The sequence below is a fragment of the Streptomyces sp. CA-111067 genome (assembly GCF_050956065.1).
Classification (GTDB): domain Bacteria; phylum Actinomycetota; class Actinomycetes; order Streptomycetales; family Streptomycetaceae; genus Actinacidiphila.
The window spans coordinates 582122-601665 of the sequence record NZ_CP192103.1; the positions used below are offsets into that span (position 1 = coordinate 582122).

General features: G+C 73.3%; 16 protein-coding genes. 6 read left to right on the forward strand and 10 right to left on the reverse strand.

Translation table 11 applies throughout. From position 1 onward, the window contains the following. Positions 1-4: 4 nt before the first annotated feature. The gene (locus ACQPW6_RS02515; RefSeq protein ID WP_433887850.1) at positions 5-1090 is read right to left on the reverse strand and encodes a hypothetical protein; all 1086 of its coding nucleotides are present in this window, start codon (positions 1088-1090) and stop codon (positions 5-7) included. A 51-nt stretch (positions 1091-1141) separates the two neighbouring features. Further along, positions 1142-1621 carry a MarR family winged helix-turn-helix transcriptional regulator gene (locus ACQPW6_RS02520; protein ID WP_433887851.1) on the reverse strand — a complete coding sequence of 160 codons (480 nt, stop codon included), beginning with the start codon at positions 1619-1621 and terminating at the stop codon, positions 1142-1144. 97 nt (positions 1622-1718) lie between these two features. Here ACQPW6_RS02520 and ACQPW6_RS02525 point away from each other — a divergent pair, with 97 nt between their 5' ends. Further along, a complete protein-coding gene (locus ACQPW6_RS02525; protein WP_433887852.1) occupies positions 1719-2630 on the forward strand; it encodes an MEDS domain-containing protein in 912 nt (303 codons plus the stop codon). Further along, a complete protein-coding gene (locus ACQPW6_RS02530; RefSeq protein ID WP_433887853.1) occupies positions 2627-3085 on the forward strand; it encodes a hypothetical protein in 459 nt (152 codons plus the stop codon). The genes ACQPW6_RS02525 and ACQPW6_RS02530 overlap by 4 nt, the downstream gene beginning before the upstream one ends. 149 nt (positions 3086-3234) lie before the next feature. On the opposite strand, the gene ACQPW6_RS02535 is transcribed toward ACQPW6_RS02530, so the two are convergent. The 6 genes from ACQPW6_RS02535 to ACQPW6_RS02560 all read right to left on the reverse strand — a co-directional run bounded on the left by ACQPW6_RS02535 (position 3235) and on the right by ACQPW6_RS02560 (position 12306). Continuing rightward, a complete protein-coding gene (locus tag ACQPW6_RS02535; protein ID WP_433887854.1) occupies positions 3235-6633 on the reverse strand; it encodes a CARDB domain-containing protein in 3399 nt (1132 codons plus the stop codon). Between the two features lie 225 nt (positions 6634-6858). Continuing rightward, complete coding sequence (locus tag ACQPW6_RS02540) at positions 6859-8577, reverse strand: protein kinase domain-containing protein (protein WP_433887855.1); 1719 nt, start codon at positions 8575-8577, stop codon at positions 6859-6861. Positions 8578-9002: 425 nt separating this feature from the next. Next, positions 9003-9716 carry a pyridoxamine 5'-phosphate oxidase family protein gene (locus tag ACQPW6_RS02545; protein ID WP_433887856.1) on the reverse strand — a complete coding sequence of 238 codons (714 nt, stop codon included), beginning with the start codon at positions 9714-9716 and terminating at the stop codon, positions 9003-9005. Between the two features lie 114 nt (positions 9717-9830). Beyond that, positions 9831-10529 (reverse strand): TetR/AcrR family transcriptional regulator, encoded by a 699-nt coding sequence (locus tag ACQPW6_RS02550; RefSeq protein ID WP_433887857.1) that lies wholly within the window; start codon positions 10527-10529, stop codon positions 9831-9833. A 109-nt stretch (positions 10530-10638) separates the two neighbouring features. Further along, a complete protein-coding gene (locus ACQPW6_RS02555; RefSeq protein ID WP_433887858.1) occupies positions 10639-11754 on the reverse strand; it encodes a hypothetical protein in 1116 nt (371 codons plus the stop codon). A 3-nt stretch (positions 11755-11757) separates the two neighbouring features. Then, the gene (locus tag ACQPW6_RS02560) at positions 11758-12306 is read right to left on the reverse strand and encodes a SigE family RNA polymerase sigma factor (RefSeq protein ID WP_433887859.1); all 549 of its coding nucleotides are present in this window, start codon (positions 12304-12306) and stop codon (positions 11758-11760) included. 142 nt (positions 12307-12448) lie between these two features. On the opposite strand from ACQPW6_RS02560, the gene ACQPW6_RS02565 reads away from it, so the two are divergent. The 3 genes from ACQPW6_RS02565 to ACQPW6_RS02575 all read left to right on the forward strand — a co-directional run bounded on the left by ACQPW6_RS02565 (position 12449) and on the right by ACQPW6_RS02575 (position 15063). Beyond that, entirely contained in the window at positions 12449-13141 is a 693-nt protein-coding gene (locus ACQPW6_RS02565; protein ID WP_433887860.1) for a hypothetical protein, read from the forward strand. A 101-nt stretch (positions 13142-13242) separates the two neighbouring features. Next, complete coding sequence (locus ACQPW6_RS02570; protein ID WP_433887861.1) at positions 13243-13947, forward strand: SGNH/GDSL hydrolase family protein; 705 nt, start codon at positions 13243-13245, stop codon at positions 13945-13947. 351 nt (positions 13948-14298) lie between these two features. Next, entirely contained in the window at positions 14299-15063 is a 765-nt protein-coding gene (locus tag ACQPW6_RS02575; RefSeq protein ID WP_433887862.1) for a PIG-L deacetylase family protein, read from the forward strand. Positions 15064-15200: 137 nt separating this feature from the next. On the opposite strand, the gene ACQPW6_RS02580 is transcribed toward ACQPW6_RS02575, so the two are convergent. Continuing rightward, positions 15201-16331 (reverse strand): peptidoglycan recognition protein family protein, encoded by a 1131-nt coding sequence (locus tag ACQPW6_RS02580; protein ID WP_433887863.1) that lies wholly within the window; start codon positions 16329-16331, stop codon positions 15201-15203. A 154-nt stretch (positions 16332-16485) separates the two neighbouring features. Between ACQPW6_RS02580 and ACQPW6_RS02585 the strand changes: the two genes are divergently transcribed. Further along, the gene (locus tag ACQPW6_RS02585; RefSeq protein WP_433887864.1) at positions 16486-18666 is read left to right on the forward strand and encodes an ATP-binding protein; all 2181 of its coding nucleotides are present in this window, start codon (positions 16486-16488) and stop codon (positions 18664-18666) included. Positions 18667-18691: 25 nt separating this feature from the next. Here the strand turns inward: ACQPW6_RS02585 and ACQPW6_RS02590 are convergent, their stop codons facing one another. Next, positions 18692-19543, reverse strand: a complete 852-nt coding sequence (locus tag ACQPW6_RS02590) for a helix-turn-helix transcriptional regulator (protein ID WP_433887865.1) — start codon at positions 19541-19543, stop codon at positions 18692-18694. Between the last annotated feature and the right edge of the window lies 1 nt (position 19544).

Here is a 19544-nt window from a genome sequence, read left to right on the forward strand (position 1 = left end):
GCCGTCAGCGGGCCGCGTGTTCGGCGTGGTGGCGGCGGTGGACGGCGTCGAGGCGCAGCAGGGGGAGGGTGAGGACCAGCAGCAGGCTGATCGCGCAGTAGGCGGTCAGGGTGAGCAGGGCCGGGGCCAGGTGGCGGGCGTCGAAGTACTGGATGTCGGTCAGGGCGGTCACCCCGGCGCCCGCGGGGATCAGCTGGCTGACCCAGCGCCAGCCGCCGGGCAGGAAGTGCCAGTTCAGCGCGCCGCCGCTGGTGGCGTTGCCGACGATGACGAAGACCAGGGAGGCCACGGCGAGTCCTGCGGTGTGCAGCAGCCTGGTGAGTGCGAGCGTGGTGAGGGTGACCGCGTAGGACAGCAGCGCCGACAGGCCGGCGACCGCCCAGATATGGCCGCTCAGCGCCCCGAATCCGGCGTCGGCCACCGCCGTGAGGCCGGCCCCGAGGATCGCCGCGAAGACCAGCGGCACGGCGACCCGGACGGCCAGCGACGCCCCCGAGGCCGCCTGGTGGAAGAACATCGCGAAGAGGAACGAGCTCAGTCCCACGCCGAACACGTAGTAGAAGATCACCAGTCCGCGGCTGTCGCCCGCCGACAGCGGCGCCGCGTCGGTGACGACGAGCCGGTCGCCGAGTCCGGTCGCCACGCCGGTGGCCGCGGAGGTGACGGCCTGCACGACGCCGCTCCCGTTGGCGCCCGCCAGGGTCAGATGCGCGGTTCCCGGCCGGCTGAGGTCCAGCGTGGCGTAGGTGTCCCGGTGGCGTACCGCGCTGACGGCCGCCGCCGGATCCGCGGCGGAGGTGACCCGGAAGCCGCCGGGCATCTGCCGGTCCAGGCCGGTCTCGACGGCGGCGACCGCCTGCGGGCGGCCGGTCACCGTCAGCGGCAGGCCGTGCGGCTTCGGGGCGTGCAGCGCGGCCAGGAAGACGGTGACGAAGACCGCGGCGATCGCGAGGCCCGCTGCCACCGGGGCCAGCAGCGCCCGCCGGCCGACCGGGCTCGACGCGCCCAGGCGGTGCTGCCGGTACGCGTGCTCCTGCTGCGGCTCCGGCTGCCGCGCGGTGCCGACAGGGGACGGTTCATGGCCTGACATGGGGATCCTTCCGTTCGGGCAGGCAGGGAGGACGGCGGGGCCGTCCGGCGCTCAGAGCGAGTCGAAGACGATGTCTCCGGGCAGCGCGTCGGCGCAGGTCCGCATGTACCCCAGGAGTTGGGCGCGCTGCCGGTCGGTCAGCGGGGCGAGCAGCCGGTCCTCCGCCGCGTCGATCACCGGGTGCGCCCTGTCCGCGAGCTCGCGGCCCGCGTCGGTGAGGAGGGCCAGCCTGACCCGGCCGTGGTGCGCGCTGACCTGCCGCACGATGAGCCCCGCCTGCGACATCCCGGCCAGGATCCGGGTCATCGTCTGCGGCGTCACCGCGAGTACCCGGGCCAACTGCGCGTTGTTGATGCCGTCGTGCCGCTGGAGCACGGCCAGGACCGCGTACTGACTGGTGGTCAGCCCCAGCGGGCGCAGGCCGTCCTCGACCTGCGCGCGGATCGCCTGGTTGAAGCGCCGTACGACGTAGCCGACCCGGGAGCCGAGCACTTCATCGTGTGCTACATCGATGTCCTCTGCATCAGTCATGTTCGTATGCTTACATAGATGGCGCCCGGACGACAAGCCGCGCCGGTCCCGGCCGGGGCGGTACCGTCGCACCAGCAGAGTCGAGAAGGGCACGACGATGGATGTCTCCCAGACCGGGGCGGCGATCGCCGCCGTGGGCGCCATGGCCTACGGCAGTCACTGCTGCTTCATCGCCGACGGGGAGGACGTGACCCGGATCGCGGTGGCCGGCTACGTGCTCGACGGGCTGGCCGCCGGCGACCGGGTGCTGTGCGTGCTGGGGACACGCGAGCGCTCCTGGCTGACCGACTGCCTCCGGTGGGCCCGGCTACCCGTGGACGCCCATCTCGCCGACGGTTCGCTGGTGATCGCGGACATGAGCACGACCCCGATGTGGCAGGGCGACTTCTCCCCCGCCGGCGCGGCCGGGATCATGTTCGGCGCGATCGACGGCGCCCTGGCCGACGGCTTCCGGGGCTTACGGGTCTTCTCCGACATGTCGTGGGGCCCGGTCCACCAGGTCGCCGTCCCCGAGCTGATCGAGATGGAACGGCTGCTCGAAGCAGGTCTTCCGGGGCGCCGCGGTATGGGGATGTGCTTCTACGACCTGGGGGCGTTCACCCTCGACGAGATCGGCGAGCGCGCCTGCCACCACGCCCTCGTCGCGGGCCCGTTCAGCCGGCAGACCTCGATCCTGCAGATCCTGGAGACCGACCGGGGCCTGCGGCTGATCGGCGAGGCCGACCTCACCACCAAGGGCCAGCTGGAGTCCGCGCTCGGCAACGCCGTGGCCCGCGCGGCGCCGGGCGCCGACGTCGTTCTCGACGTCTCCTCGCTGGACTTCGCCGACACCAGCTCCATGGAGGCGGTTTTCGAGGCGGCGGCCCGGCTGGGACCGGGGCGGCAGGTCGTCGTACGCCATCCCAGCGCCATCGTGCGCATGATCCTCTCCGTGATCGGACAGGACAGCCTGGACAGCGGAGCGAACGTCAGAACCGAGCCGGACCCCTCCGCGGGAGGAGGAGCGTGACGCGCCGGCAGCCCAGCGGCGGCGACCAGCCCCCGGACGCCATGCTGTTCGGCCCGCTCGACCTCTTCCACGTACGGGGTCTGGTGCGGCTCCGCGCCCAGCTGGCCGGGCTGTCCGACGAGCGGACCGACGGCCTGGTGCTGGCCGTGCACGAGATCGCCGCCCATGCCTTCACCCTCGGCGAGGAGCCGGCCTGGCTGGTGGTCAACTCCGGTGCGGACCACGTGCTGTGCGAGATCCGCGAGACGGACCGGGACGGCGCCGCTGACGAACGCGCGCCGGACCGCGTCCCGCGGCTGGCGGAACCGGTGGGCGGCAGCGCCATACGGTGGCGGGTCGCCCGGCTGATGGCCGACGAGGTGCGGGTCACCGCCGACAGCACCTCGGTCCAGCTGCTCATGCGCCTGGCCGCGCCTGCCCGCCGGGTGCCACCGGGCCGTTCTCGCAGGCGATGAGGACACCGGGCGCGGCGGGGCGGCGGGGCGGCGGGGCGGCGGGGCGGCGGGGCGGCGGGGCGGCGACGGGCACTCGGCCGCCCGGAGGTCCGGGCGGCCGAGCGGTGGCGCACGCGGTGTGGGAGCCGCGTGGCCGGGTCAGGGGTTCGCTAGCTGCCGTTGATCACGAAGCCGGAACCCGGTTCGACCACGATGTCGCCGTTGGCCGAGTTGGTGATGGTCACATTGCTGAGCGTCGCGTCACCGCGGGCTCCGCCCTGGGCCCGGATGCCGGCGCCGTTGTTGGACTTGTCGATCTTCACGTTGCTGATCTTCAGTCCTGGCACGCTGCCGCCGCCGGTCTTGAACTGGATGCCGTCGTAGGTGGAGTCGGAGATGTCGGTGTCCCGGATGGTGACACCTGTGATGTTGCTGGTGGACGGGAAGAGCGTGATGGCGCCGAACTTCTGCGCCTCGCCCCAGAAGACCCCGCCGCCGCGGTAGATGCCGTTGTTGGCGATCAGCGTCGTGCCGGAGAACGGCAGCGGGTCGTGGTCGGTGGCCAGCATGATGCCGGGGTAGTTCATGGTGTCGTACACCAGGTTGTTCTCGATCGTGTTGCCGTAACCGCCGTAGATGGCCAGGCCGTTGGCCCGCCACGGCAACTGGATGGTGTTGTTCAGGAAGTGGTTGTCGTGGCCGATGTCCACCGACTGGTCCTTGACGTACTTGTTGGCCCAGACCGCCAGGGAGTCGTCGCCGGTGGTGCGGAAGGAGGAGTTGAACACCGTGGAGTTGCGGGTGCCGTTGGTGAAGTTGATGCCGTCGGCGTAGGTGTCGCGGATCCGCATGCCGCTGAACTGCAGGCCGTCGGCCGGACCCCACAGGGCGGGGATGTTGTCGTAGTCGCGGCCGACCCAGACACCGACGTTGGAGTGCTCGATCCACACGTTGGAGATCTTGGTGTTCTTGCCGAACCGGCCGTTCAGGCCCACGCCGCCCTCGGCGTTGCCGTCACCGCCGCGGATCCGGCCGGAGCCGAAGATCGCGATGTCGGAGATCTGCGTGTTGTCGTCGATGTCGAAGCCGAAGTTGCCCTCGTGCGGGTGGTTGATGCCGCCGGCGTTCTGCGGCTCGGTCAGCGTGTAAAGCTGCGCGTACCACATGCCCGCGCCGCGGATGGTGACGTTGCTGATGCCGACCTGGTTGTACTGCCCGCGGTTCAGCGGGTCGTCGGTCAGGATCTTCTGCTCCTGCCGCCACTGCCCGGCCGGGATCCAGACGCAGTTGATGACGCCGTTCTGGTCGTCGGTCACCGCGTGCTGGATGGCGGCGGTGTCGTCGATCCCGTCGTCGGGCACCGCGCCGTAGGAGGTGATCGAGGTGCACTCGGCCGGCTTGGCCTTGGGCGGGGCGACCTGTTCGAGGTCGATCAGGTCGAGGATGTAGAACGAGGCGGTGTCGTCGGCGTCCCGCTGCAGCCGGAAGGTGGTGCCGACCGGGTAGGTGGACGGGAGCAGCGCGCTGCTCTCGTCGAACAGCCGCCGGGCGTCACCGCCGGGGTGGTTGGTCAGCGACTCCGGGTCGTCGCTGTTGCCGTACAGCCAGCTGTGCTTGGAGGACAGGTTGAGCTTGCGGACGAAGGTGTTGTTGGCGTAGAGGCTGATGGTGGCCTCGATGCCGGTGCCGTCCGCCGAGTCCGGGATGGAGTTGCGGACCACGATGGAGTTCGTGGGGTTGGTCGAGGTGAACTGCACGTACTGGCCGGTGCTGTTGAGGCGAACCGACTTGCGGCCCGATGACTCGGTGGCGAAGTTGGTGTGGCCGAAGGTGCGCAGCGGGTCGGTCTCCAGCAGCGTGCCCTGGTACGTGCCGGACTCGGCCTCGTACTCGGTGTAGGGCAGCGCGGCGCCGCGGCCGACGACGATCGAGCGGGAGAAGTCGTTGTTGGTCTCGTTGGTCTCGGTGACCTGGCCGGTCGCGTCGGCGGTGGCGACCAGGGTGGCGCCGCCGCTGACGGCCGTCCAGGTGCCGGTGACGTTGACCGTCGTGGTGGCCCCGGCCGCGACGGACGGGGTGTTGGTGTTCAGCGTGGTGCCGCCCACCGTGAGCCGGGTGACCGAGGCGCCGGAGGCGGTGGTGCCGCGGTTGTGCACCGACACGGTGAACGAGACCGAGGCGCCGACGGCCGGGCTGGCCGGGTTGGAGTCGATGCCGAGCACCTGGAGGTCGGGGCCCGGGCTCTGGGCGACGACCAGCTTGGCGGGGGCGGTGAAGCTGTTGTTGTCGTTGTCCTGCTCGGGGATGGTGTCGGTCGGGTCCACCACAGCGGTGACGGTGTAGCTGCCCATCGCGTGCTTGCCGACGTCGACCGGCACGACCGCGGAGGCACCGGCGGCGAGGGCGCCCACCGAGGCGCTGCCCGCGACGGTCCCGCCGACGCTGACGTTCACCGTGCTGGCCGCGGAGGCCAGCTGGCCGATGTTCCGTACGGTGGCGCTGACCTGGGTGGTGTCGGTCTCCACCGGGTTGGCCGGGGTCCAGGACAGCGCGCTGACGGTCAGGTCGGGGCCGGGCGCCGGCACCCCGATGACCTGGACCTCGGCGACCTGCCCGCCGGGCGCGCCGGTGTTGGAGAAGAAGGTCAGCCGGAGGTCGGCGGCGCGCCCGGTGACCGGGATCGTCACCGTGTTCTGGTTGCCCGAGGGGCTGAAGGCGTAGTCGGCGCGGGCCTTGAGCGAGCTGAAGTCGGCGGCCGACTGGTCGCGGCCGAGCACCTGGATGTTCTGCGTCCGGTTGCCCCACGCGCCGTCGGGGTTGAGCTTGACCACGACCGAGCTGATGTCGGCGTTCGAGCCGAGCTTGACCGTGAGGCTCGACGGGTAGCCGTTGGACTCCCAGTAGGTGCCGGTCTGGCCGTCGTTGGCGTTGGCCGCGACGAAGTTCTGCACCGAGGAGGTGGCGTCGACCGGCTTGCCGTGCGCGAGGTCGGTGCCGACGGCCGGGTTGCCCGGATCGCCGGGGTCGCCTGGGTCACCCGGATCGCCGGTGTCGGTGCCGTAGATCTCGAACTCGGATATCTGCGCGGCCTGCCAGCCGGTGTTGCCGGTGATGTCCAGCCGCACGTAGCGGGCGCTCGCCGCGGTGAAGCCGATGGTCACGGTGTTGGCGGTGGCCGGGTCGAAGACCCGGCCCTGGCCGGTGGACAGGGTGCTGAACGCGGTCCCGTCGGTGCTGCCGCGTACGGCGACGGCCTCGGTGCGCGCGCCCCAGCTCGGCGGCAGCTTCAGTACGACCTGGTCCACGTCCACCGCGTGGCCGAGGTCGATCTGGATCCAGCCGGGGAAGCCACCCGCAGGGCCCTCCCAGTACGACTGCTGGTTGCCGTCGGTGACGTTGCCGGTGGGGTATCCGCCCACCGATCCGCTGGCGGAGGCGGACCTGCCCGAGGACAGGTTGGGCCGGTCGGCCGCGGTGGCCGAGCCGGCGAGCGGTGAGATCCCGAGGGCGATCAGGCCGGCGGCCAGAAAACCGGTGAGCAGCCGCAGGCGGCGTTGCTTGCGTCTCATGCTGTCCTCTGTTCTGTCGGAACGAGAGCGGGGGGCGGACCGCAGGAAATTGCAGAGATGTGGTGAAAAAATGGATCTCGTTGACCATGTTTTTGCGACTCACAGGTTGCAATCATGTCAACGACTTGTCAACGGTTTCCGCAGAATCATCGTGTTGGCGACATGCCAAAACACCGCCGCCCGGTTCGCGCGAACCGGGCGGCGGTGAGGGGGTGCGTCAGCGAGTCAGGAGGCGGCCGCGTTGCGCCACACCGTGAGGTCCACGGTGACGTACTGGCTCGGCGAGTCCTTCGAGGAGAAGGCCCGCACCAGGACCAGTGCGTAGTGCCCGGAGCCGGTCTTCACACAGATCCGCGATCCGGTGCCGATCTTGTCCTGCGTGATGGAGGTGGCGTAGCGGGTGTTGGCCCGGCAGCCGTCCAGCGAGGACGGATCGCCGGAGTTCTGCAGCGCCATCGTGTTCTTGCCCTGGTCGGTGGCCACCGCCGACCCGTTGACGATGTCGCTGGCGTAGCCGAAGTCGCCCTCGTAGAACACGTCCGCGCGCTCCGGGTGCGGCGGATCGTCGGCGAACTTCACCGAGTAGTCGATCGGGATGGTGAGGTTCTTGTACACCGCGGGCTTGGGGTCGGCAGGCGGCCGGCTCGTGGCGCCGCCGCCGCCCGCGTCGGACGCCGTGCCGGTCGGGCCCGAGCCGGTGGAGGCCGGAGCGCCGCTCCGCTTGCCGTCGTTGGCCCTGGTGTTGTCGTCGGAGCCCTGGTGGCCGAGCGCGTAGGCGCCGCTTCCGATCAGCACGGCGGCCACCACGCCGGCGATGACCATCCCGGCCCGGTTCCGCCTGCGGGGCGGCAGCGGCAGCGGGCCTCCCGGGTACGGGTATCCCGGCTGGCGCGGCCCGGGCTGCGGGTAGCCGGGCCGGCCCTGCGGGTGGACGGCGGGCGGGTAGCCGCCCGGCGGGATGTACGGGGCCGACTGGGTGGGCGTCATGTGCGGCGGCGGGGTGTGCGCGGCCGGCTGCGTCGGCGGGTGCGGCGGCTGCGCGTGCCGCTGCGGCGGCGGGGTCGGGGCCGCGGCCTGGGTGAGGTCGGCGGCGAAGGACGACGGCAGCCAGCCGTCCGGCCTGCGCAGCGCCGGGTCCTGCGACGCCTGGCCGCACAGCTCGATGATCCGGGTGGTGGACGGCCGCTGCGCGGGGTCCTTGCTGAGGCAGCCGCCGACGATCTCGCGCAGCTCGTCCGGCAGCCGGGACAGGTCGGGCTCCTCGTGCACGATCCGGTAGAGCACGGCGTGCGAGGGTCCGTCGCCGAAGGCCGCGGAACCCGTCGCGGCGAAGGCGGCGATCTGGCCGAGCGCGAAGATGTCGGTCGCCGCGGTGCAACTGCCGCCGGCCGCCTGCTCGGGGGACATGAAGGACGGGGTGCCGATGCTGACGCCGGTGCCGGTGAGCGCGGTGGCGTCGGCGGCCCGGGCGATGCCGAAGTCGATGACCCGCGGTCCGTCGGCGGCGAGCAGCACGTTGGACGGCTTGAGGTCGCGGTGCACGATGCCCGCGTGGTGGATCACCTGGAGCGCCTCGGCGATCCCGGCCACCAGCAGCAGGACCGATCCGACCGGCATCGCGCCGTGCGCGTCGACCGCCGCGTGCAGCGAGGGCCCCGCCACGTAGGCGGTGGCAAGCCAGGGCTGCGCGCCGTCGGTGTCGCTGTCGATCACCGGCGCGGTGTAGAGCCCCTGCACCCGCTGCGCGGCCCGTACTTCCTGCTGGAACCGGCGGCGGAACGCCGGGTCCTCGGCGAACTCCGGCCGGATCACCTTGATCGCGACCGGTCGGCCGCCGGGGGTGTAGGAGAGGTAGACCTTGCCCATGCCGCCGGAGCCGAGCTTGGCGCTGAGCGGGTACCCGGCGACGGTCCGCGGGTCGTCAGCGGCCAGCGGCTGGAACACCTCCCGGTCCGACCGGTCCGACCGGTCCGCGGGCGGCGCCGGAGCTGCCGGGGCCGCCCGGTCCGCCGCCGAAGGGTCCGCGCCGCCCGCGCGCCCTGGTTCCTGCTGATGATCCGTCACGTCTGCCCCCGAGTCCGCTGAGCCTGATCCTCCACTTGCGGCGCAGAGCCTACCGAAGTCCGCGGACCGTGCGGCGCCGCCGTTACCGGCGGTGACCCCTGACCCGGAGTCAGCACACCTGACCCGGAGTCAGCACGCCACCGCGACCGCCGCCGAGCGGTCCACCCGCGGATCGCCGCGCCGGCACCGCGGTTGGTGTCGGGTAAGCCACCGGAGCGGCTGTCCTGGCACTTCCGCGTGCTGACCAACGGCATCGCCGGGACTGCGACGCCCCAGGCGCCCGAGCCGGGAGGCGAGGGGCCGGCTCAGACCGTGCCGACCCGGCGTCCGCTGACGGTCTGCGGCCTGATCCGGATCCACCGGGACAGGTCGCCGCCGGCCCACGGCTCCGTCGCGTGCCGTTCGGTCAGCCGCCACACGGTGTCCGGGTCCTCGATCAGCTCGGCCGCGCCGATGACGAGCACGCTCCAGCCGGCGCAGACCCGGTCGTCCAGCCGGTCCACCTCGAACGACACGGTGGCGTCCAGATCCGGCACCGCGGCACCGGCGACCGCCGTCCGGTAGACGATCGACCGCTCCTCGACCCCGTAGTTGACCGGGAACACCGCGGGTCCTGGCGTCACCGGAAGGGCCACCCGGCCGAGGCCCCCGCTGCCGATCCGGTCCCAGCACTCGGACTCGGTCAGATGCACCAGCACCGGCCGCGGGGCAGGATCACCCTCCCCGATCGGCTGGTCGGCCGCTCCGCCCTCGATCAGCTCCTGGTAGGTCATCCGCAGAACGGTGACGACCCGCAGCAGCCCGCCGGGGTCGAAGTCCGCCCCCGCGCTCAGCATCTCCTGGAGGTGCCGGGGCGGCATGCCGGCCTGGGTGGCGAGCGCGCTCTCGCTGAGGCCGAGCCGCCGGCGGCGCTGGGCGATGCGGCGCGCCAGGACCCGCGGCTCGGGCGGCGGCGCGCCGCCCCCTGCCTCGGCTGCCCCGGTCGCCCTGGATGCCTCGGATCCGGTCTGTTCGATCACGGCGGGCCTCCCTCCGGCCCCTGACCACGCCGACCGCGCCGGGGACGTGCTTCAAGCGTCACTCATCCGGCCCAACGACGCCAGGCGGAGCCCGGGCCGGGTCCGCGGCGGCGGCTACCGGGGGCCGGCGAAGAAGGTGCCGGCCAGGCCGTCCAGCAGGAAGCCGAGCCGGCGGTCGAAGGCCCGCTCCGGTTCGGCGCGGGCGCCGGCGCCGCGCAGCGCCCGCGCGGTGAGCGGGTACCCGCCGGACTCCGCGACCCGGTCCAGGTAGGAGGAGGGGGCGGCCGCCGCCTCGCGCGCGCCACCGCGCCGGCCGGCTTCCAGCCGCCGCGCCTCGGCGTGGGCATAGCCCTGGACGAAGGCCAGCACGGTCCGCCAGATGTCCAGCATCTGCTCGATGTCGAAGCCGTGGCCGTCGAGCAGTGACAGGTGGGACTCGGTCATCGCGATCGTGCCGGGCCCGAACGCGTCGGCGGTGGGCACCTGCCGGGCCAGCCACGGGTGGCGCAGCGCGACCTGCCGGATGGTGTGCGCCATCGCGGTCAGGTCGGCGCGCCAGTCCCCGGTGGGCGGCGCGGCCACCGCCTCCGCGCTGACCCGGTCGACCATCAGGTCGATCAGGTCGTCGCGGCTGTCCACGTACCTGTACAGCGACATGGCGCCGGCGCCGATCCGGTCGGCGACCTTGCGCATGGTCACCGCGTCGAGGCCGTCGCAGTCCGCGAGCTCGATCCCGCCGATGGCGATGACCTCGAAGGACAGTGCGCTCCGTGCCGCCCTCGGCGGCCGCCCGACCTTCTCCCAGTTCACCATGCGCCATCATGATAGAGACTGCGTACGACGTACGCGGAGTACGTCGTACGCACTCGTCGCCGATACCCGTCGCCCTCCCGCGCCCGTCGCCCTGGAGCACCGGCCGCCGTCAGTACAGCGTGCCGGGCCACGCCCCGCCGAAGCCCGGCTCGATCCTCTCGTAGAAACCTTCGGCGAAGCCCCCGGTCAGCCCGCCGGTGCGCGCGCCGCTGTCGGCACCGAGCCGATCGCAGCCGTCGAAGTGCAGGAACACCTTGAGCGGCGGCCCCGACGGGTAGCTGAACACGACCAGATAGCCGTCACGTGCGTCATCGGCACACCAGTCGCCCTCCCCGCCGGACCGCTTCAGGCCAGGGGACAGGCCGTTCAGCAGGCTGCGCAGCTCGCCGAGCCGGCCGTCGCTCAGCCGGGTGGAGTGGCCGAGGCGGTTGTCGGAGTAGTGGCAGAGCACGGCCCCGGTCGGCGCGCCAGGCACCAGCCGGTCGGCCGCGCCCGCCCGGTCCGGCGGGCCGCCGGGCCGCAGTGACGTCACGCTGCTCGCGCAGCCGTTGCCGTCCACGGCGGCGAAGCGGGCGGAGGCGATGATCGCCGCGGTCAGGGTGGGCGACTTCGTCTGCACGTCCACCGAGGCGTCGAGTCCCGGCACGGTGAGGATCTCGCGGGTGAGCCCCGCCGTAGCCCGCTGCGTCGCCACGGTTCCGGGCCGGCCGCTGATGACGACCTTGCGGGTGGCGGTGGACCTCTTGGCCTCGCTGCCCGCGGAACTCCCCTTCAGCGTGTCGAAGGTGACGGACTGGAAGCGCTGCGGGCCGGTCATCGCGCAGGCCGTGGTCGCGCCCTGGTCGACCACGACGGTGTCCTTCAGGGGACTGCCGCACTCCGTGGCGTTCATCGCCCAGTTCTCCGGCGCGTCCACCTCCAGTCCCTGGAAGTTCCACGCCCTGGCCGACTGGCCCGCGAGGTGCGTCACTCGCTCCGCCGTGGTCGCGTCCGGGCCGCCGTGGCCACCCCGGTCGGCGGCGACGAACGCCCCGGTGCCGCCGGCCACCACCACCGCGGTCACCACGCCGAGCAGCGCGGCCCTGCGCCGTACGATCCGCCTGCGGGCCGCCCTGGCCGCCACCGCGTCGAGCAACGACGACGCCGGCGGGGCGAGTTCGGCGTGCGCGTGCAGGGTCTCGCTCAGTACGTCCTCGACACCGCCGCCTGGCTGGTTCTGGTCCATCGCTCATGCCTCCTTGGTGACGGTGCCGCGACCGGTCAACGACCGCAGCAGCACGGGGTCGGTACGCAACGTGGCCAGCGCCCGCGCGGCCTGGCTGCGGACGGTGCCGGCGGCGCAGCCGAGCACACCGGCTATCTGCGCGTCGGTCAGGTCCTCGTAGAAGCGCAGGACCAGCACCGCGCGCTGCCGCCGGGGCAGTGTGGCGAGCAGGTGCCAGGCGGCCTCGCGCCGCGCGACCTGCTCGCCGAGGTCACCGTCGGCCGGGTCCTCGGGTCTGCCGGTGCCGCCGTCCGGCTGGGGAACGCCGAGCAGCTCCGAACTGCTGCGCCGGCGCCGCCAGCTCAGGTACTCGTTGAGCAGCATCCGCTTGACGTAGGCGTCGGGGTGGTCGAGTGCGGCGATCCGCCGCCAGCGGCCGTGCACCCGCAGCAGTACGTCCTGGGTCAGGTCCTCCGCGAGATGGGCGTCGCCGCACAGCAGGAACGCGAGACGGAGCAGCGCCTGGCCGCGGCCGGCCACGTACTCCTCGAAGGTCAGCACTGTCTGGCTCACATCACTTCTCCCGACTGCTTCGGATACCCACACCACCTAGAACGCGATGGGCGCGCGCAACTGCTGCACGGGCGAGGATCGCAGGGGGATCGCAGCGGATCGAGGGCTCGTGAGCGGGTCACCGTCCGGCTAGGGTGACCGGATGGAGCCGCCCCCGTACTGGATGACCAGGCCCGGGCAGCTCCCGGACCGCGCGACGGCGGCGGCCTTCGACCGGCTGCTCGACCAGGCCGTGGCGGACGGTCCCGGCCGGCCGATCGACTACCGGCTCGCCGCGCCGAAATGGCAGTTCCTGTGCCACGCCGCCGACCGGTCCGACCTCGTCCTGCACGGCTCCGGCAACCCGGACATCGCCCTCTTCGAGCCCCGGCAGCCCGGCGACACCCTCGAATTCAGCAACCGCCGCGCGGTGTTCGCCGCCACGGACGGGATCTGGCCGATGCATTACGCCACCCTCGACCGGGACCGGCACCCGGGCGTCACCACGGTCAACGCGTGCGTCCGGCTCGGCACCGCCGAGGGCGGACTCGGCGATCCCGCCTACTTCTTCTCCGTCAGCCGGCCCGCGCTGGAGCGCCGGCCGTGGCGTACCGGCACGGTCTACCTGCTGCCGGCCGCCGGCTTCGAGCGGCAGCCGCCGCTCGCGATCGGCGCGGACCTGGTGCACATCGCGCAGGCCGCGAGCGCGGTCCCGGTGGCCCCGGTCGGCAGGATCACCGTGCACCCGGCCGACTTCCCGTTCCTGGACGCCGTCCGCGGCCATGACGACGACGTGCTCAAGGCGCGGATCGCCGCGGACCCGCAGGGGTTTCCCTGGTTCTCCGAGCGGCCCTGACCACACCGCTCCGGGCCGACCCGCCTCGCGGGCCCGATCGGCCCGCGCCCTAGGCTGGCAGGCGCTCAGGCCCGGAGGACGCCACCGAGGGGGACGACGTCATGAACCCGCTGCTGCTGCCCGTCGTCGCCTTCCAGGGGATACGGGTGCGCTCCACGACGGAGGTACTGCCCCCTGCCGCGGGCCCGGCCCGCGGGACGGCGGGTGACGGCGCCGCCGGTACGCCGCTGCGGCTCGCCGTGCTGGGCGAGTCCACCGCGGCCGGCTGCGGGGCCGGCAGCCACGACCTGGCCTTCCCGGGGCTGATGGCGCGCGAACTCGCCGCCAGGACCGGCCGCCCGGTCAGCTGGGAGGTGGTCGGGCAGTACGGCGCCACGGCCCGCCGGATCAGGCTCGAACTGCTGCCCCGGCTGCCCGCGGCCGGCGGGCGGCTGGACGTCGCGGTGCTCCTGTCGGGCGTCAACGACGTGCTCACCCGGCGCTCGCCCGCACGCTGGGGTGAGGATCTGACCGCCCTCGTGGACGACCTCGCCGAGCGCGCCGGACGGGTCGCGGTGACCGGCATCCCGCCCTTCGAGGTCTTCCCTTCGCTGCCCGCCACCCTCGGCCGGTACCTCGCCGGGCGCGGCCGGGCCCTCGACGAGGTGTCCCGGCAGGTGTGCGCGCGGCGGGAGCGGGTCACGTGGGTGGACTCGACCGGCATCATGCCGACGGACACGGACTTCTACGCACCGGACGGCTTCCACCCCTCCGCGGTCGGCTACCGGCACTGGGCCGCGGTGGTGGCGGACGGCCTCGCGCTCTGAGCGGTCGGCGGCGCCGGGCCCGGTCGCCGCGGTGCGCTCGCCGCTCCGCCGGGTGAGGGTGGGAGTAGCCACGATCCGGCGGGCAGAACCGCCGGACCCGCGGCCTGCCGTGCGCTCGTACGACCCCTTTGTCCGCGAGTCCCGCCCGAGAGACGGGACCCCATCGCGCCGAGGAGCTGCCCAGATGCACAGCGCCACCACCCAGAGTCCGGCCGCCGCCCGGAACCGGGCCGTCCCCCGGACGGCCCAAGGACCAGCCGCCCGCTGCCCCGCCGTGATCCCGGCCGGCCCCGGCCCGGCGGCACCGCCGGACGAGAGGCGGCCCGCGGCCGGCCGTACGGAGCCGTCGCTGTGACGGCCGGGCAGGACGGCCGGCCCGGCTACGCCAATCCCATCAAGGCCCCCGGCACCGACGAGAGCCGCTGGCGGTCCTGGCGGGGGCTGGCCGGCCTCCCCGAGTTCCCGCTGCCCGACGCCGGGCGGGTCGTGGTGGTGTCCGCGCACCCGGACGACGAGGTGCTCGGAGTCGGCGGCACCATCGCCCAACTGGTCGCCTCGGGTGTGGAGGTGACCGTGGTGTCGGTGACCGACGGCGAGCGGTCCCGGGAGGGCGGCAGGTCGGTGACCGAAAGGGAGCTCGCCCGGATCCGGGAGGCCGAACTGCGCAAGGCGCTGGCCGAGTTGGGCGGCGCCGAGGTGGTACGGCTGACCGTGCCCGACACCGAGGTCGCCTTCCAGGAGGACGAGGTGATCGCGGCGCTCACCCGGCTGCTGCCCGGCGCCCGGCTGGTGCTGGCGCCCTGGATCGGCGATCTGCACGGCGACCACGAGGCCGCCGGCCGGGCCGCGCTGGCCGCCGCCCGGGCGACCGGTGTGACCTGCCGGATGTACCCGGTGTGGATGTGGCACTGGGCGAGCCCGGACGACGACCGGGTGCCATGGTCGTCGGCGGCGCGGGTGGGTCTCTCGGCGACCGCGCTTGACCGCAAGCGCGCCGCCGTCGGCTGCTTCACCAGCCAGATCACCCGGCTGGGTCCCGGCCCGGAGAACGCGGCGGTGCTGCCGCCCGACGAGCTGGCGCACCATCTGCGCGATGTCGAGGTGCTCTTCGAGTGAAGGTGCTTCGCGTGACGGTGCTCTTGACGGTGCTCTTCGCGTGAGCGGCCGGCCCGGTGCCGGCCCGCCGGTCGAACCGGCGGGCCGGCGGGCCCGGCGGCCCGGCGCCGCGCGGGGTCGCGGCCCGGGCGGCGGGCTCAGAAGCGGAACGCCTCCCGTACCGATCCCCCGACGACCGCGCACCAGGTGCCCAGGTTCACCCGGCCGGTGGGGATCAGGCCGTGCAGCAGCTGCATGCGCCGCACCGCCTTGGTGGTCTCGTGGTCGAACGTGCCGGTGACGGCCACGTCGCTGTAGCCCTTCCGGCTCAGCATGAGCTGGAGCGCGCTCACCGACGGGCCGGTGTCGGACTGGTGGAGCGCGGGGACCAGCGCGTCCCAGGTGGCGCGGTCGAAGGTGGCGTCCGGGTCGACCGGAATACCGTTCTTCGCCTGGAAGTCGGCGACCACCGCGTTCATGTCGTAGCCGAAGACGCCGTCGGGCACCAGGTCGTACCCGGCGTTGACGAGCAGGTACTGGGCGACCTCGACGACCGGCCCGTCCACGAACCGCCAGATGTCCGGCCACCGGCGGTCCGGGATGTCCCGGTGCGGGGTGCGCATCGCGGTCAGCACGCGCGAGCGCACCCTCGGGAACTCCGCGTAGAACGCGATGCCGGGGCAGTCGGTGGTGTAGAAGTCCCAGTGGCCGAAGATGTCCCATGCCTTGAGGTCGAACTGCCGGCACACCGCGACGCACAGGTGCACCAGCGAGTCGAGCAGCGCCCTCGGCGGGGTCTGCGTGATGTACGTGCCCTCGTTCTCGATGCCGATGGCGTTGCCGTTCTCGCCGGGGCAGTGCGCGGCGGTCACCTGGTGCTCCCCGGTGACCAGCGTCTCCAGGCTGCGGTGCCGGCCTTCCAGCACGTAACCGCCGCGGCTGACGGTGAAGTGCTGGCCGGTGTCGGCCCAGCCGTTGGTGTCCATGTGCAGGTTCTGGCAGTCCTTGGCCAGCTGGAGGGCGTGCTCCCTGGAGTAGTCGGTCACGTTGGGGAACGCCATGTGGTGCAGGATGATCTTGTTCGTGGTGTTCCCGGTGATCTGGATCGGGCTGGACGGCGGGCGGGCGCCCCAGCTGTCGCAGTCGATGATCCAGGGGAACTCGGGCGAGGGCGCCGCGTCCGCGGCGCCGGGGAAGGCCAGTTCGGTGCCGACGACGGCGGCGACCGCGGCCCCCAGACCGGCCTTGAACAGGATCCGCCGGTCAGCCTCGTGCTCGTGTATGGCCATGCACACTCCGGGGTACGTGGCAGCTGCTTCTGACTGCCAGTGACACCGGGAGGGTATGCAGCGCGCTGACCCGGAGCCATATCCGCGCCGTGAAATGTGAGGCTGCGTGGAGGTCCCGTTTCCCTACGTGCTCAGGTGATGTCAGGCTGTCGTCATGACGGGCAGCATTCCGCAGGAGACAACGAGTTTCGTCGGCCGGGGGCATGAACTGGCCCGTCTGGACTCGGCCTTGCGGCAGCATCGGCTGATCACGCTGACCGGCCCGGGCGGCGTCGGCAAGACGCGGCTGGCCCAGCGGGCCGCGACGGGCGCGGCGGCCGGTCCCGGCGCCGCCGACCGCGGGGGCAGCGGGTGGCGAATCGGTTCTGTGCGGTCGGCCGAAGACCTGGTGGAGGGCCCGTTCGGCAGCGCGCCCGGTTCGCCGCAACCCGGCGCGGCCGGGGCCTCGTTCTTCCCCGACGGCGCCTGGTGGGCCGATCTCAGCACGCTGGACAGCCCCCGGCTGCTGCTCGCCACGGTCAGCGACGCCGTCGACCTGGCCGACCACTCCCCCAGGATGCCGCTGGAGGCACTGTGCGAGTGGCTGGCGGACCGGCAGCTGCTGCTCGTACTCGACTCCTGCGAGCACCTGGTGGACGAGTGCGCCCACCTGGTGGGTGAACTGCTCACCGCCGCCCCCGGGTTGACCGTGCTGGCCACCAGCCGCCGCCCGCTGTCCTCCTGGGTGGAGGAGCTGGTCGAGGTCGCTCCGCTGCCGGCCGACGGCCCTGACGCGCTCGCACTGTTCGGCGAGCGGGTGACCGCCAGGCTCGGCCACGGCCCGCTCGCCGAACCGGGTGCGGCCGGCGCGGCCGAGGCCATCTGCCGCCGCCTGGAAGGCATACCCCTGGCGATCGAGCTGGCCGCCGCCCAGGTCGGCCCGGCCGGGGTCGCCGAGGTCGCCGGGCAACTGGCCGACCGCTTCGACGTGTTGACCCGTACCGGCTTCGTCTGGCCGCAGCGGCACCGGGCGCTGCGGACGGCGATCGGCTGGAGCCACGAGCTGTGCGCGCCGCTCGAACGGCTGCTGTGGGCCCGGCTCAGTGTCTTCCGCGGCGCCTTCGACCTCGCCGCCGCGCAGGCCGTGGCCGCCGGCGGCCCGCTCGGCGCCGCGGAGGTGGCCGCGAACCTGGACCGGCTGGTGGTGCAGTCCGTGGTGAGCAGGACCCGTACCGACGGCGGCGACCGCTACCGGATGCTCGACACCATCCGCGAGTACGGCGCCGACTGGCTGCGCGAGCTCGGCGAGGTCACCGCCACCGAGCGGCGGCACGCCGCCCACTTCTCCGCGCTCGCCCGCCGGGCCGACGCCGGCTGGTCGGGCAGCGACCAGCTGCCCGGCTACCGCAGGATCGAGGAGGCGCACCCCGACCTGCGGGCCGCCCTGGACTACTGGCTGCAGCACGATCCGGCCCAGGCCGCCGAACTCGCCGGGCTGCTGGTCTACTTCTGGACCTGCTGCGGCCACCTGAAGGAGGCCCGCACCTATCTGGAACGCGCCCTGGAGCGGCACACCGTGCCCGGCCCGGCCCGCACCCGCGCGCTCACCGGGCTCGGCGCGACCATCACCCTCCAGGGCGACTACCAGCTGGCCGCCCGGATCGACGCGGAGGTGCGGGCCGCGGCCGAGGCGAGCGACGACCCGGAGGAGCGGATCGCGGTCGCCTGCCTCACCGGGCTGCTCGGGATGCTGATGGGACGGCCGCAGCAGGCCCTGGACGCCGTACGGGAGGCGCTGGCCGCCGCGCCGGGCACGCCGTTCGACTCCCCCGACCGGCTGCGGTGCAGCCTGGTCGAGGTGCTCTCGCTCACCGGTCTCGGCGCCTTCGCCGAAGGCCAGGCGCGGGCCCTGGAGTTACGCGAGCAGTGCGTACGGCTCGGCGAGGTGTGGACCCGCTCCTACCTGGACTACCAGCTCTCCGTCGTCGCCCTGTTCTCGTCCGCGCCCGGTGACGCCGTCGCGTACGCCCGCACCATGCTGGAGAGCAAGCGGCTGCTCGGTGACGCGTTCGGCATCGCGCTCGGCCTTGACCTGCTGGCCGCCGCCCTGGCCGCGGACCGCCAGTTCGAGCAGGCGGCCTCGGTGTACGGGACCGGCGGGGCCTACTGGCGCAGCGTCGGCCACCCGCAGCGCGGGGCGCCGGAGCTCCAGCCGATCCGCGACCGCTGCGAGGAGCGGGCCCGCGCCGCGCTGGGCGACGAGGGGTACGCCGCCGCGTACGCCCGTGGCTCCGCCGCCCACGGCCCCACCGCGCTGGCCGCCGCGCTCGCCCCCGACGACCTGGCCAGGCCCTGAGGCCCCGCCTGTGCGTGGGCCCCGGTCAGCGCTGTTCCGCGCGCGGTTCCGCCGCGAGCGACTGGGTGCCGAGCACCGCGAGCAGCTCGAGCCGCTCCGCGTCCTGAGTGCCGGGCTCGGCGGTGTAGACCATGATCCGCAGGTCGCTGCCCGCGACGCTGAGCACGTCGCAGTCGAGCGTCAGCGGGCCCACCTGCGGATGGTCGATGACCTTGCGGGCGGCCTCGTGGCGGCCGACCGCGCCGGAGTCCCACAGTTCGGCGAACCGCTCGCTGCTGGCCCGCAGGTCCGCGACCAGCCGGCGCAGCCGCCGGTCGGCCGGATACCGGCCGGCGGTGGCCCGCAGGTCGGAGACCACCGTGCGCTCGAACGCGTCCCTGGACCGGGGGCTGTGCCTGACCCGGCCGCCGCCGGTGACGAGGTTGCGCCACACGCCGTTTCGGTCCCTGCCGTGCCACTCGCCCATCAGCGCCGTGTACATCGGGTTGGCCAGCAGCAGCGTCCAGGAGGCGTCGGAGACCGAGACGGGTGTCCCGGACAGCCGGTCCAGCAGCCGCTGCACGCTCGGCGTGATGTACGCCGGCACCGTCTCCTGCCCCGGCGGCACCAGCCCGGCGACGGTGAACAGGTGCTCCCGCTCGGCCCCCGACAGCCGCAGGGCCCGGCCCAGGGCCTCGACGACCTGCTCGGAGGGGTTGGCCGCGCGGCCCTGTTCGAGCCGGGTGACGTAGTCGACCGAGATCCCGGCGAGCAGGGCCAGCTCCTCGCGGCGCAGCCCGGCCGCGCGCCGGTGGCCGCCGGCCGGCAGCCCGGCCGCCTCAGGGGGGACCCGGTCACGCCAGCGCCGTACGGTCTGCCCGAACTCGGTGGTCGCCATG